This window comes from Burkholderia sp. Ac-20392, from assembly GCF_017104585.1.
Classification (GTDB): Bacteria; Pseudomonadota; Gammaproteobacteria; order Burkholderiales; family Burkholderiaceae; genus Burkholderia; species Burkholderia lata.
Genome location: NZ_JAAGPB010000212.1, coordinates 1 through 13,659, shown reverse-complemented (window position 1 = coordinate 13,659; position 13,659 = coordinate 1). Strand labels below are relative to the sequence as shown.

Annotated in this window: 11 protein-coding genes; 3 read left to right on the top strand and 8 right to left on the bottom strand. The window is 63.5% G+C overall.

Annotated features, from left to right (window positions below; translation table 11 throughout):
- The first annotated feature begins 559 nt into the window (after positions 1 to 559).
- Positions 560 to 1,936: a nucleobase:cation symporter-2 family protein gene (locus G3N99_RS22030; RefSeq protein WP_011353047.1), complete on the top strand. Its 1,377-nt coding sequence runs from the start codon at positions 560 to 562 to the stop codon at positions 1,934 to 1,936.
- A gap of 247 nt (positions 1,937 to 2,183) precedes the next feature.
- Here the strand turns inward: G3N99_RS22030 and G3N99_RS22025 are convergent, their stop codons facing one another.
- The 7 genes from G3N99_RS22025 to G3N99_RS21995 form a co-directional block, all read right to left on the bottom strand.
- Positions 2,184 to 2,603, bottom strand: a complete 420-nt coding sequence (locus G3N99_RS22025; RefSeq protein ID WP_206123469.1) for a hypothetical protein — start codon at positions 2,601 to 2,603, stop codon at positions 2,184 to 2,186.
- Positions 2,604 to 2,660: 57 nt separating this feature from the next.
- Positions 2,661 to 3,314 carry a M35 family metallo-endopeptidase gene (locus tag G3N99_RS22020; protein WP_206123468.1) on the bottom strand — a complete coding sequence of 218 codons (654 nt, stop codon included), beginning with the start codon at positions 3,312 to 3,314 and terminating at the stop codon, positions 2,661 to 2,663.
- Positions 3,311 to 3,865, bottom strand: coding sequence for a hypothetical protein (locus G3N99_RS22015; protein WP_174989731.1), 555 nt, complete (start codon positions 3,863 to 3,865; stop codon positions 3,311 to 3,313). The genes G3N99_RS22020 and G3N99_RS22015 overlap by 4 nt, the downstream gene beginning before the upstream one ends.
- Positions 3,862 to 4,536, bottom strand: coding sequence for a PAAR domain-containing protein (locus tag G3N99_RS22010; protein WP_206123467.1), 675 nt, complete (start codon positions 4,534 to 4,536; stop codon positions 3,862 to 3,864). The genes G3N99_RS22015 and G3N99_RS22010 overlap by 4 nt, the downstream gene beginning before the upstream one ends.
- Before the next feature lie 483 nt (positions 4,537 to 5,019).
- Positions 5,020 to 6,543, bottom strand: coding sequence for an efflux transporter outer membrane subunit (locus G3N99_RS22005; protein WP_174941381.1), 1,524 nt, complete (start codon positions 6,541 to 6,543; stop codon positions 5,020 to 5,022).
- Positions 6,543 to 9,743, bottom strand: a complete 3,201-nt coding sequence (locus G3N99_RS22000) for an efflux RND transporter permease subunit (protein WP_174940381.1) — start codon at positions 9,741 to 9,743, stop codon at positions 6,543 to 6,545. Before G3N99_RS22000 ends, G3N99_RS22005 begins: the two co-directional genes overlap by 1 nt.
- A gap of 15 nt (positions 9,744 to 9,758) precedes the next feature.
- Entirely contained in the window at positions 9,759 to 11,036 is a 1,278-nt protein-coding gene (locus tag G3N99_RS21995; protein WP_174989729.1) for an efflux RND transporter periplasmic adaptor subunit, read from the bottom strand.
- A gap of 401 nt (positions 11,037 to 11,437) precedes the next feature.
- Between G3N99_RS21995 and G3N99_RS21990 the strand changes: the two genes are divergently transcribed.
- On the top strand, positions 11,438 to 12,079 hold the full coding sequence (locus tag G3N99_RS21990; protein WP_085043498.1) for a TetR family transcriptional regulator: 642 nt from the start codon (positions 11,438 to 11,440) through the stop codon (positions 12,077 to 12,079).
- Between the two features lie 97 nt (positions 12,080 to 12,176).
- On the opposite strand, the gene G3N99_RS21985 is transcribed toward G3N99_RS21990, so the two are convergent.
- Positions 12,177 to 12,854: a cysteine hydrolase family protein gene (locus G3N99_RS21985; RefSeq protein ID WP_206123466.1), complete on the bottom strand. Its 678-nt coding sequence runs from the start codon at positions 12,852 to 12,854 to the stop codon at positions 12,177 to 12,179.
- A gap of 152 nt (positions 12,855 to 13,006) precedes the next feature.
- Between G3N99_RS21985 and G3N99_RS21980 the strand changes: the two genes are divergently transcribed.
- Positions 13,007 to 13,659, top strand: a 653-nt coding sequence (locus G3N99_RS21980) for a DJ-1/PfpI family protein (RefSeq protein WP_206123465.1), incomplete at its 3' end; no start/stop codon positions are given.

Below are 13,659 nucleotides of genomic sequence, written 5' to 3'. Positions count from 1 at the left end.
GCCGGGCTGGGGCGACGACAGCGCATAAGGTTCGCTCGCGACCGCGCGCTCGACGCCGTCGGCATCGAACGTGACGAGTTTGACGGAGCCGGTGCCAAGGTCGATTCCGAGCAGGCGCATGACGTGTGGGCAAATTCGTATGAACGGATGTCGATGATAACGGGATCGCAATGCGCGCCCCGTTTTTTGCCGCCACCGCGGCAGGCCGAAAACGCGGTCGCCGGACGGGTTCCACCCGGCTGCACCTTGCGGGCAAAAGCGGCCGTTCGCGGGTTAACCCGGCACGATTTTTCCCAGGCACTTTTTGCCACTATGCATCCCGCCCAATACACACCATAAAGCGGCCTATATTTGACACGGGGGCCAGCGCTATTTTGAAGGGCTATAAAACCGGGAAACCTCACTCCTGCGGCTGTTTCCCGATGATCGACACCTTGTTGCATGCCGAAATGGCATATCGAACCAGCAAAGAACGGAATAGTACCCAGCACTCTTGTTGCGTGGATTCATTCCGAATAATTTCGTATCACCCCGAAAACAAGATCATGGAGTGAGACAGATGCAATCGAACACGGTCCATCCGTGCGATGAGGTGCTGCCGACCGGCAAGCTGGTAACGCTTGGCCTGCAACACGTCCTCGTCATGTACGCCGGCGCTGTCGCCGTGCCGCTTATCGTCGGCGCCGCGCTCAAGCTGCCGAAAGACCAGATCGCGTTTCTGATCAGCGCCGATCTGTTTTCGTGCGGCATCGCCACGCTGATCCAGACGCTCGGCCTGTGGGTCTTCGGGATCCGCCTGCCCGTCATCATGGGCTGCACGTTCGCGGCAGTCGGCCCGATGATCGCGATCGGCACCAACCCGGGCCTCGGCATTCTCGACATCTTCGGCTCGACCATCGCGGCCGGCATCATCGGCATCGTGCTCGCGCCGATGATCGGCAAGCTGTTGCGGTTCTTCCCGCCAGTGGTCGTCGGCACCGTGATCGCGGTGATCGGGCTGTCGCTGATGGAAGTCGGCATCAACTGGGCGGCCGGCGGCGTCGGCAACCCCGAGTACGGCAGCCCCGTCTATCTCGGCCTGTCGCTGCTCGTGCTGACACTGATCCTGCTGATCAACAAGTACGGCCGCGGCTTCATCGCGAACATCTCGGTGCTGCTCGGCATCGTCGCCGGCTTCGCGATCGCCTTCGCGATCGGCCGCGTGAATACCGACGGCGTCGCGCACGCACCGTGGGTCGGCTTCGTGATGCCGTTCCACTTCGGCCTGCCGCACTTCGACCCGCTGTCGATCGTGACGATGGTCACGGTGATGTTCGTCACGTTCATCGAATCGACCGGCATGTTCCTCGCGGTCGGCGACATGGTCGATCGCCCGGTCAACCAGGAGCGCCTCGTGCGCGGCCTGCGCGTCGACGGCCTCGGCACGCTGATCGGCGGCATCTTCAACTCGTTCCCGCATACGTCGTTCTCGCAGAACGTCGGCCTGATCGGCGTGACGGGCGTGAAGAGCCGTTTCGTGTGCGCCACCGGCGGCGTGATCCTCGTGCTGCTCGGCCTGTTCCCGAAGATGGCGCAGGTCGTCGCATCGGTGCCGCCGTTCGTGCTCGGCGGTGCGGGCATCGTGATGTTCGGGATGGTGGCTGCGAACGGCATCAAGGTGCTGTCGAAGGTCGACTTCGTGAACAACACGCACAACCTGTTCATCGTCGCCGTGAGCGTCGGCATGGGCCTCGTGCCGGTCGTGTCGCCGCACTTCTTCTCGAAGCTGCCGCCCGCGCTGGCCCCGATCCTGCACAGCGGCATCCTGCTGGCATCGGCAACGGCCGTGATCCTGAACATCGTGTTCAACGGCGTGAAAGGCGAGAAGGATGCGCGCTGCGACATCCGCCGCGCCGGACACGACTTCGACGGGCGTCCCGCCGACGTGCACCACTGATCGCCACGCGCCGGACGACGGCGCGAAGAAGCGGTAACTAAAAGCGCCACGGCATGCCGTGGCGTTTTGCTTTGAGGGAACGGTGAAAGGCGGGGACGCACGGGGCGATCGTGCGGTGTGCGGTGTGCGGTGACGAACACCAAGCATGCGTCGGCTTGTGACGGCCGGCGCTTACTGCATGGTGTGAAAGGGGCCGCTTCACACCGTCAAGATGTGCAACACTGCGCGGCGGCTCGCGGCCAGGGCCTCATTTCACTTGGCAAGGACATTCATGCGGACAACCGGGAAGGAAGTCGATTTCCACTCGTCGGCCATTATCCGGCACACCGCTCAAGTGATGCGACTTATAAAGCCTGGCATCGACGTCGATAGGTGCTCGACCAAGCCCCAATGTGACGAGAAGCCCCTTGATACTTTCCGCGCGTTGTCGAGCCAGCACGTGCGGCTGCCTTTCGTCAGCTTCGGCAAGGCCACCGACAGACGTACGATCGAGATTGGGATATTTGAGTTGAAGGTCTATCGCCCAATTGGCCACCCTTGTGAGCTCATCGCCGGACACCGTGGCAGAATCTCTTTCAAACGAAACATCAAGCGTATGGACTGGGGAGCAGGCGAATGTCCCGGCCGAGAAGAATGCCAGCGCAATACATGCCGGTCCTTTTACCATATCGATTTTCCGCTTGACCCAATCAGATTCAACAAGGATCGGCCTGTCACGCCACCTCTAACCCTCGTAGACAATATACCCGGCAATGCTATCCGCATTATTGATTGCTAGATCGGGGCGCATCCGAGCCAATACCAAGCACTCGCGCATGAAATATTGATGATCCTGAGCGCCAAAAGTGTCGGCAAAATGAGTGCACTCATGAATCAGTGTCGATAACATCGAGTCCTTCGCACTGGATATGAGGCGCATCCCACAAAAATTCTCGTGGATACAAATAGTATGTGTAGCGGTGTCAGGGGCACAAACATGCGCGACGGCACCATCCGGGTCCTTGTTATTCGGCGTGCAACCAAGATATCGATCAAGCTCCTCTGATTGACGGACAAAGTTTCCAGGCTTGAGATCGCACATCACCCGACTTACTCGTGCGAGGCCGACTGTCAGACGTTGCCGAATCGTTTCATCGCTTGAGCCAAACCACGTTGCGACGCGTTGACGTTCAACCGCTCCCCACTTGCGCAAGTCTACGAGCCGTACATCAATCATTTGTACGGCTCTATCGCGTAACGTTAGAACCATACGGCGAAATTCCGCATCAGTCATGTTTGGGCAGATGGGTGGCCCGTTCGATATCAATGCTTCGACTAACGAACCTTCTTTTGTGTCCGTCATCGCCTCCGCAATCGCCACACGATCGCCGTCACTCATTCTGTTTCTCCGATGACCTCAAGTTTTACCGATTCAGCCTCCGGCGTGATCACTCGCACGGTACGCCCCTGCGCATCGGTAATCCCTGAAGCCAGCACGTCGCCACGGCAATTTGTGATCCAATACCGCACACCCACAACGGGTTTCCTTGACTTCTTGTTGCGAATACCGAACTGCTGATCGTGGACTGCCGTGCCTCTTCTTACAGGGGCGACGCCTAAGCCATGCCTCCCCGTCAACCGCGCCACCTCATCTGCGGAAAAGGTCATCTTCATGCCGCGCTCGGCATAGAAAACAGGTGGCGGCTTGCAATCGCAGACGTTGATATCACCACTCAACGCCCACGGCTTGCCGTTTGGCCCTGTGCCCGGCCAGCGCGGGCCCTCCGGGGCGACAAACCCTTCCTGCTTGCATGCCGTGCAGTACGTCTTCATGTGCAGCGTTGCGATATGCACGCGCGGCGGCGGATCGGAACAGGTTACGTCCTCCAATCCTTCCGTAATCGTGGCGCTGCCGCCCTGATCCCCTTTGGCAAGGAAATAACGAATCATGAGGTCTCGCCTCGATGTACAACGGTTGAACGCTTCACCACGATGAAGGCGTCAGCGGATACCAGACCATCGCGCTCAGGGCTATCGGTAATGACGTCGCCGTTATCTAGTTCGCTGCCGACGAAAGCCAGCGGCTGGAAGTCTCCGTTATCCACCAGCCCAAGACCGCTTATGATTCGCGCGGTCGAACCGTCTGCGTAGTGAATTTGATTACCCACGACGCCAGACTTGCCAAGCCGAACACTGGTGTCCCACGTGCCGGTAGCTTCGCGCAACGCACCGCCTCGCGCGGTCGTGGCTCCTCGTACTGCCAACCTGTATCGCGGCAGTGCAGGCGGCGCATAATCCTCGTTAAACAACCCTTCGGCCGTTTCGCCAACCGGTACGTGAATTCCTGACAACCGCTGAAGCGTTTCGACGATACGATCGCCGTTGCTCAACCTGCTACCCACCAGCGCAAACGGCTTATCGCTGCAAATCGCATATTCGCCTGCACCATCCACAATGACGGCCTCGCTGCCATCCTCGTAAGTGACGACATCGCCAACACGGGCAACGACAAGCCCGGCGACTGTGAGGTCGCTCGTAGCCTCGGTTATCCGTCCACCGCGCTCAGTGAGCGCGCCGATGGTGGCAAAAAGATGGGTCGGTGCAGCCTGCTCGCTCTTCATCAGGATTTCCTTTCTCGACAATGGGTGAGAAATGCTTCATGCACAATCTGCACGGACGAGAAAGAAGAACCAATCAGACGAGTTCGAATTTCGTATAACTAATCGTTATAAAGACCGTCCAACAGCAAAATAAGCTGAATTGGGCGAAATGAGCGGGGATTTGGCGGCCGGGCGACAGGCTACCGGAGAGGGATGATCATCGATTAGGCGAAACGAGAATCTGCACGGTTAGTCCGTGCGCGTCGTGCTCGACGGCGCCCGGCCCCTGGATTTCGCGCCCCTGCAGATGTACGCGCGTGTCCCGCGTGGATCTCCGCAGCATTTCCACGCGAGGTTACCGCGCACTTAAGGACCAGTAATGATGGACTAGCCGACGTTTCCTTCGTTACGCTTCGCATCGTTCGTAACGGCCAAGCTTACGACAGGACTAACAACGTCCTGCCTGCGCGCGAAGCGACCGCACGCAGGCAGGATAACCGCTCGTTACCCGTTCGTCGCCGCTGCCGACGCAGGCGCCGGGGCGGCCGCCTTGTCGTAGTCGACCGGTGCATCCGGCGCACGCGGCGTCTCGCCCGCGCGCTGGATCCACCCGCCGCCCAGTGCACGGTACAGGTCGACCAGGTTGGTCCAGCGTGCCAGACGTGCGCTGATCAGCGACTGCTGTGCCGAGTACAGGTCCGTCTGCGCGGTCAGCACCGACAGGTAGCTGTCGACGCCGTTCTTGTAACGCAGGTCCGACAGGTCGAAACGTCGCTGCTGCGCATGCTCGTTGCGCTCGAGCGCCGCGATCTGCTGATCGTACGTACCGCGTGCGGCGAGGCTATCCGACACTTCGCGGAATGCCGACTGGATCGCCTTCTCGTAGTTCGCGATCTCGATGCGCTTCTGCACGTGCGCAAGATCGAGGTTCGCGATGTTCGAGCCGCCCTCGAAGATCGGCAGCGCGATGTTCGGCGCGAACGACCATGCCGCCGTGCCGGCCTTGAACAGGCCGCCGAGCGTCGGGCTCGCCGTGCCGAACGCGGCGGTCAGCGAGATCTTCGGGAAGAACGCCGCGCGCGCCGCGCCGATGTTCGCGTTCGCGGCCAGCAGCGTCTGCTCGGCCTGCATCACGTCGGGACGACGCGTCAGCAGATCGGACGGCAGGCCTGCCGGCACGTCCGTCAGCAGGTTCTGCGCGTCGAGCGGCATGCCCGCCGGCAGGTCGTCCGGCAGCGGCTCGCCGATCAGCAGCACCAGCGCGTTCAGCGCCTGTGCACGCGCACGCGCCTGCGCCTGCTGGTTCGCGAGCGCCGTCTCGACCACCGTCTGCGCCTGACGCAGGTCGAGCTCGGAGCCCGTGCCGTTGTCGAACTGCAGCTTCGTCAGGTTGTACGAGTCCTGCGCGGACTTCAGCGTGTTCTCCGTGACCTTCAGCAGATCGTCGGTCGACAGCAGCGTCAGGTATTGATCTGCCACCTGCGACACCAGCGAGATCTCCGACGCCTGCCGCGCATACGCGGTCGACAGGTACTGCGCGAGCGCCTGGTCCTTCAGGCTCTGCACGCGGCCAAACAGGTCGAGCTCCCACGACGCCGACAGGCCGACGTTATAGGTGCGCGAGATCGTCGCCGTCTGAGTAGGCGAAACAGCCTGCGGATAGCGCTGGATCGTGCCCGTACCGGTGCCGCTGAGCGTCGGGAACAGCCCCGCGCGCGTGATCTGGTACTGCGCGCGCGCCGCCTCGATGTTCAGCACCGACACGCGCAGGTCGCGGTTGTTCTTCAGCGCGATTTCGATCAGCCGCTGCAGGCGCGGATCGACGAAGAACTCGCGCCAGCCGATGGCGGTCGCCGCCTGGCCGTTCGCGCTGCGCGCGCCGGCCGCACCCGGCTGCGTCGCGTAGACGCCGCCGGCCGGGTACGCCTGCGCGACGGGTGCATCGGGCCGCTTGTAATGCGGCGCCATCGTGCAGCCCGTGGCAAAGAGCGCGACCGCGATTGCAGTCAAAGCGTGTTTTTGCATCATCACTGTCCCTTGTTGCCTTCGTCGCCGTTGCCCGGCTTCTCTTCGTGGTGCGAGTGCTCCTGAGCCAGGCGCAGCGCCTCGTCGACGTCTTCCTTCTCGCCGCTGAAGATCGCACGGATCTTCACGAAGAACATCGGGATCATGAAGATCGCGAGGAACGTCGCCGTGATCATCCCGCCGATCACGCCCGTACCGATTGCGTGCTGGCTGGCCGAACCCGCGCCGTTACTGATCGCGAGCGGCATCACGCCGAGAATGAACGCGAGCGACGTCATCAGAATCGGACGCAGCCGCAGGCGCGCCGCTTCCAGCGCGGCCTCGATCGGCCCCATCTTCTCCGTCACCTGCAGTTCGCGCGCGAACTCCACGATCAGAATCGCGTTCTTCGCGGACAAGCCCACGGTAGTCAGCAGGCCGACCTGGAAGAACACGTCGTTCTCGAGGCCGCGCATCGTTGCCGCAAGCAGTGCACCGATCACGCCGAGCGGCACCACCATGATCACCGAGAACGGAATCGACCAGCTTTCATACAGTGCCGCGAGACACAGGAACACGACGAGGATCGAGATCGCGTACAGGATCGGCGCCTGCGAACCGGACTGGATTTCCTGGAACGACAGGCCCGTCCACGAGTAGCCGATACCGACCGGCAGCTTCTTCGCGATCTGTTCCATCGCGGCCATCGCCTGACCGGTCGACTTGCCCGGTGCGGCCTGACCCTGGATTTCCATCGCCGACACACCGTTGTAGCGCTCGAGCTTCGGCGAACCGTACGTCCAGTGACCGGTCGCGAACGAACTGAACGGCACCATCCCGCCCGACCCGTTGCGCACGTACCAGATGTTCAGGTCTTCCGGCGTCATCCGGAACGGTGCGTCTGCCTGCACGTAGACCTTCTTGATCCGGCCGTCGGTATCCAGGAAGTTGTTCACGTACTTCGACGCCCATGCGATCGAGAACGTCTGGTCGATCGCATCCGCCGTCACGCCGAGCGCGTTCGCCTTCTCGCGATCGATGTCGACCTTGTACTGCGGCGTATCGTTCAGGCCGTTCGGACGCACACCCTGCAGCGTCGGATCCTTCGAGGCCAACCCGAGCAGCTGGTTACGCGCGGCCATCAGCGCATCGTGGCCGAGACCCGCGTTGTCCGTCAGCTCGAAGTCGAAGCCGGCAGCCGTGCCGAGTTCAGGAATCGACGGCGGGTTGAACGGGATCACGATCGCGTCCTTGTAGCCCGCGTAGCGCCCGAACATCCGGCCGATCAGCGCCTGCACCTTCTGGTTCGCATGCTGACGCTGCGAGTAGTCCTTCAGGCGAACGAACACGAGACCGGAGTTCTGGCCGCGGCCGGCGAAGCTGAAGCCGTTGACCGTAAACGCCGATTCGACGATTTCCTTCTCGTCCTTCAACAGGTAGTCGGAAATGTTCGCAAGCGTCTTCGCGGTCGTTTCCTGCGTCGAGCCCGACGGCGTCTGCACGATCACGAACATCAGGCCCTGGTCTTCATCCGGCAGGAACGACTTCGGCAGGCGCACGAACAGCAGGCCGACCGCGACGATCACGACCAGGTAGATGATGAGCCAGCGGCCCGACCGCTTGATCACGTGGTGCACGCCGACGTGGTACTTGTCGCGGCTGTTGTTGAACGTACGGTTGAACCAGCCGAAGAAGCCCTTCTTCTCTTCGTGATGCCCTTGCGGGATCGGCTTGAGGATCGTCGCGCACAGCGCCGGCGTCAGAATCAACGCGACGAGCACCGACAGCACCATCGCCGACACGATCGTCAGCGAGAACTGACGATAGATCGCGCCGACCGACCCGCCGGAGAACGCCACCGGCACGAACACCGCCGACAGCACGAGCGCCACGCCGACGAGTGCGCCGGTGATCTGGCCCATTGCCTTGCGGGTCGCTTCCTTCGGTGACAGGCCCTCTTCCGCCATCACCCGCTCGACGTTCTCCACGACCACGATCGCATCGTCGACCAGCAGGCCGATGGCGAGCACGAGGCCGAACATCGACAGCGTGTTGATCGAGAAGCCCACCATCGACATGATCGCGAACGTGCCGAGCAACACGACCGGCACCGCGATCGTCGGGATGATCGTCGCCCGCAGGTTCTGCAGGAACAGATACATCACGAGGAACACGAGCACGATACCTTCGAGCAGCGTCTTGACCACTTCCTCGATCGACAGCTTCACGAACGGCGTCGTGTCGTACGGGTACTTCACGACGAGGCCGTGCGGGAAGAACGGTGCCAGTTCGTCGATCTTCGCGCGTACGGCCTTCGCGGTCGCGAGGGCGTTCGCGTTGGTCGCGAGCTGGATACCGAGTGCCGCGGTCGGCTGACCGTTGTACTTCGTGTCGAAGTTGTAGTTTTCGCCGCCGAGTTCGATCTTCGCGACGTCCTTCAGGCGAACCTGCGAGCCGTCCTGGTTGACCTTCAGCAGGATGTTGCCGAACTGCGCGGGCGTCTGCAGCAGCGTCGATTCGGTGATCGTCGCCTGCAGCATCGTGCCCGGCGTGGCCGGCGTGCCGCCGATCTGGCCGCCTGCGATCTGCACGTTCTGTGCGGCGATCGCGGTCGACACGTCAACCGGCGTGAGGCCGTAGTTCGTCAGACGGTTGGCATCGAGCCAAATCCGCATCGCGTACTGCGAGCCGAACAGCGTGACGGTACCGACGCCGTTCAACCGGCTGATCGGGTCCTTCACGTGCGACGCCACGAAGTTCGCGAGGTCGTACTTGTTCATGCTGCCGTCTTCGGAGTTGAAGGCGAGCACCAGCAGGAAGCTGCTGCTCGACTTCGTCACCGAAAGGCCGAGCTGCTGCACGACCTGCGGCAGAATCGGCGTCGCGAGCGACAGCTTGTTCTGCACCTGGACCTGTGCAATGTCGGCGTTGGTACCCGGCGCGAAGGTCAGCGTGATCGTCGCGTTGCCCGAGTCGTCACTGGTCGACGACATGTACAGGAAGTTGTCGAGACCGCTCATCTGCTGCTCGATCACCTGCGTCACCGTGTCTTCCACCGTCTTCGCGGAAGCGCCCGGGTAGTTCGCGGTGATCTGGATCGATGGCGGCGCGATCGTCGGATACTGCGAGATCGGCAGCGTGAAGATCGCCGCAACCCCGGCCAGCATCAGGATGATGGCGATCACCCACGCGAAGATCGGGCGATCGATAAAAAACTTTGCCATGAAACAGGCTCCCTGTTATTGCGCGCTCGAAGCAGCGGCAGCACTCGCCGGCGCAGCGCCCGATGCGGCAGCACCGGAAGCGGCAGCGGCGCCGGAACCGGCGGCAGCCGGCGCAGCGGACGCGGCAGCAGCACCCGATGCGGCATCGGCCGCCGGTGCGAGCTGTGCGGCGACCGTCTTCACGGTCGCACCCGGGCGCACCTTGTCGACGCCCTGCACGATCACGTGATCGCCCGCTTCCAGACCGCCTTCGACGATCCAGTTCGCGCCCTGCATGCCCGTCGTCTTCAGCGGACGCGGCTCGACCTTGTTGCTGGCGTTCACCACCATCGCGATCGCCTGGCCCTTCTGGTCATGCGTGACGCCGATCTGCGGCACCAGGAATGCGTTCTCGTTCACGCCTTCCTCGATTCGTGCACGCACGAACATGCCCGGCAGCAGCACGCGGCCCGGGTTCGGGAACACCGCACGGATCGTCACCGAGCCGGTGGTCTGGTCGACCGTCACGTCCGAGAACTGCAGCTTGCCCGGCTCCGAATAAGTCTTGCCGTCTTCCAGGATCAGCGACACCTTCGCCGCGCCCGGGCCGCTCGTCTTCAGGCGGCCGCTCTGCACGTCCTGACGCAGCTTCAGCCCGTCGAGGCTCGATTGCGTGAGGTCCACGTACACCGGATCGAGCTGCTGCACCGTCGACATCAGCGTCGCCTGGCTCGCCTGCACGTAGGCGCCCGGCGTCACCTGCGAGATGCCGACGCGGCCGGTGATCGGCGACACGACATCGGTATAGCCGAGGTTGATCTGCGCGGTGTCGACCGCTGCCTTGCCGGCCGCGACATCCGCCGCGGCCTGGCCTTGCGTGGCCACCGCGTTGTCGTAGTCCTGCTTGCTGACCGCGTTCGCGGCCACCAGCACCTTGTAGCGCGCGACCAGTGCGTTCTGCGTGACGAGGTTCGCCTGCGCCTTCGCGAGCGTCGCCTTCGCGCTGTTCAGCGCGGCGACGTACGGCGCCGGGTCGATCTTGTAGAGGCGCTGACCGGCCTTGACGTCGGTGCCTTCGGTGAATTCACGGCGCAGCACGATGCCGTCGACCCGCGCGCGGACCTGCGCGACGAGGAATGCACTGGTGCGGCCCGGCAGGTCGGTGAAGACCGGTACGGATTGCGGTTGGACGGTGACGACGCCGACTTCCGGCGTTTGCGGCGGCGGTGCCGATTCTTTTTTCCCGCACGCGGCCAGGAAAACGGCGGCCGTCGCGACAGTGATTAAGCGGTATGGAACCCGTTCGACGCGCATGGAGCGACCTCTGTGTATAACCAATGGAATAAGTGCCGCACCCAACCGGAGGGAGCGCAACACGGATGCGCCTCACGGCGCAGATCGAACACCTGAAATACTGGACTGCTAGATACAGCAAGCGGCACGAAACCTCCGTGCCGACAGGTTGCCCCGCACTGCGGACTGGAACTTTGGCGGGAATCAGCAGAGTGGGATATTAACTGATTGCCACTTGGGCCATTCGATCGTAGGGTGGTATTGTATATACATTCATGAATGTATGTAAAAAGCCCGTTTATGCCCCGCCTGCTGTCCATTCTTACGGATTGTTACCAACCGCAAGCATAGCCAGTCTATATGACTGCGACGAGGGTTGCAGACCCTATATTCACCTACGATCATTCCAATCAGGCCTGCACATGGTCAGACGTACCAAGGAGGAGGCGCTCGAGACGCGCAATCGCATTCTCGACGCCGCCGAGCACGTGTTCTTCGAGAAGGGCGTGTCGCACACGTCGCTCGCGGACATCGCCCAGCATGCCGGCGTGACGCGCGGCGCAATCTACTGGCATTTCGCGAACAAGAGCGAACTGTTCGACGCGATGTTCGACCGCGTGTTTCTGCCGATCGACGAACTGAAGCGGATGCCGCTCGACGCACCGGGCGGCAATCCGCTCGACAAGATCCGGCAGATCCTGATCTGGTGCCTGCTCGGCGTGCAGCGCGACGCGCAGTTGCGCCGCGTGTTCAGCATCCTGTTCATGAAGTGCGAGTACGTCGCGGATCTCGAGCCGCTGCTCCAGCGCAACCGCGCCGGGATGAGCGAGGCGCTGCACGCGATCGATGCCGATCTCGCGGGGGCCGTGCGGCTCAAGCTGCTGCCCGAGCGGCTCGATACGTGGCGCGCGACGCTGATGCTGCACACGCTCGTCAGCGGTTTCGTGCGCGACATGCTGATGCTGCCCGACGAGATCGACGCCGAGCAGCATGCGGAAAAGCTCGTCGACGGCTGTTTCGACATGCTGCGCTACAGCCCGGCGATGCTGAAGGACGGCGACTGACCGCGCGACGCGCGCTCGCCTGCGGTTGTCGTTTCATCGGGCGGCGCGCCGACGTCGCCAACACGCTCCCCGCGCCCGCCCCCATCTCCTTCCAGTTTCAGGCCGCCTTCGCGCGCTGCGCGCGGGCCCGCTGGTTCGACGCGGCGACCGAATCGCGCTTCGGCATCGGCGCACCGGCCAGTCCCGCGATCCACGCGTCGGTCGACATCACGGCCGCGAAATTCGACTGGAACACCACCGTGTACGCGCGGTGAATCTCCTCGGCGCTCGCCGCGCCTGCTTCGTTCTCGTACGGCAGCGCGCCCGTCGCGTCGTTCAGGTACTCGACATTCAGCCCCGCGTGCGCCGCGTGATAAACCGTCGACGCATTGCAGTTGTGCGTCATGTAGCCGGCCACCGCGAGCGTGTCGATCCCGTGCGCCTCGAGCCACGCGGCGAGGTCGGTCCCGGCAAACGAGCTTGCCTGCTGCTTCTCGATCAGGTGCGCGTACGGCCGGCCGGCAACGACCGCGTGCAGCGCGACGCCGTCGGAGCCGGGCGCGAAGATCGGCGCGCCGGCCGGCGCGACGTGCTGGACGACGATCACCGGCACGCCGGCCGCATGCGCGGCATCGATCGCGCGGCCGATGTTCGCGAGCGACACGTCGAGCGGCGGATACTCGATCGGCAGGTTGCCCGTCACGTATTCGTTCTGGACGTCGATCACGATCAGCGCGCGGCGGGCAGCCGGACGGGAAACGGTTTGGGAAGCGGAATGCGGGACGGCGTTCGACATGACGGGCTCCTGGTCCGGGGGCGCGGCCCCGCCCCGGAACGGGACGGCCAGCGGCGCGATGCGATGCATTGTCGGTGCGCATCGTTCACGGGGACAGTGGCCCGATAGCCATTCTTCGATAGAATCGGGCCATCGCCATTCCGGAACCCGCCATGACCGCCGCCGCCTCGTCCACCCGGCCCGCCCCGCCCGTTCCGACCGTCGTTGCCGTGATCGCGTACGACGGCGTCAGCCCGTTCCATCTGTCGGTGCCGTCGGTGGTGTTCGGCAAGGAGCGCGACGCGGCCGCGTCGCCCGCGTTCGAGTTTCGCGTCTGCTCGGCCGAACGTGGTCCGCTGGCGACGACGGGCGGCTTCACGATCACCGCGCCATACGGGCTCGACGGGCTCGACGATGCGGACATCGTCATCGTGCCGGCATGGCGCGATCCGGACGAAGCACCGCCCGACGTGTTGCTCGACGCCGTCCGCGCGGTCGCCGCGCGTGGCGCGCAGCTCGTCGGGCTGTGCCTCGGCGCCTACGTGCTCGCCGCGGCCGGCCTGCTCGACGGCCGCCCGGCCACCACGCACTGGGCGTGGGCCGACGACTTCGCACGACGCTTTCCGCGCGTGAAGCTCGATCCGGACGTGCTGTACGTGGACGACGGCAACCTGATGACGTCGGCCGGCACGGCAGCCGGGCTCGACTGCTGCCTGCATGTGGTCCGGCTGCGCTTCGGCTCGGACGCCGCGAACCAGATCGCGCGCCGCCTCGTGATCCCGCCGCACCGCCAGGGCGGGCAGGCGCAATACGTGCCGCAGCCGGG